Raw genomic sequence first — 609 nt, 5'->3', positions numbered from 1 at the left:
GTTAATAAAGTAACCAAGGCTCGCTTCCAGCATATGGTGATTGTTCACCGCCCAGATAAACAGTAGCCAGTTGCCGCCAATCAGCACGGCAGAGACTGCCAGCATAAAAATTTTCTGTGGCGTCTGAATCAGCGTTTTTAAATAGGACCACTGGCGGCAAATGCTCATCAGCACCACCATAAAGAAAAACGACCAGATCACGCGATGCGTCAGGATCTCATCGGCGGGCACGTAGTAAATCAGTTTGAAGTACGCTGGCGCAATACCCCAAATAAAATAAGCGGCAAGAGCGAGTAATACGCCCTGCCGCGTTTGTTTTGCATCCATCGGGAATACTCATTTTTAATTGGTAACAGCAGTTTACCTGCTTTTATGTCTTCAACCTACCATATAGGTGGCGGTGGCACTGGCAATATAAAGCTGTTCTTCATTGTGTAATTCAACGCGGGCGACGGCGACTTTATTGCCTGCACGTAACAGGCTACTGGTAGCAGTAAAACGCTCGCCTCTGCCTGGGCGCAGATAATCGACGCGAAGATCAATGGTCCCCATCCGCGATAGCCGCTGGCGTAGTTCATCTTCACTGATGGTTTCGTGGCGGGTTAAGGT

1 protein-coding gene and 1 pseudogene are annotated in these 609 nt (G+C 48.9%); both read right to left on the bottom strand.

The features are described 5' to 3' along the window. On the bottom strand, positions 1–327 hold a 327-nt coding region (gene rarD / locus ACLO87_RS16845; RefSeq protein WP_430224352.1), incomplete at its 3' end, for an EamA family transporter RarD. A gap of 51 nt (positions 328–378) precedes the next feature. Beyond that, positions 379–609, bottom strand: a pseudogene (gene yigI / locus ACLO87_RS16840) (acyl-CoA thioesterase YigI); the annotation flags it as partial.

The organism is Paenalcaligenes sp. Me52, from assembly GCF_050487965.1.
GTDB lineage: Bacteria > Pseudomonadota > Gammaproteobacteria > Burkholderiales > Burkholderiaceae_B > Paenalcaligenes.
Note: the sequence above shows the minus strand (reverse complement) of the source record. Positions and strands in the feature narration are given on the sequence as shown.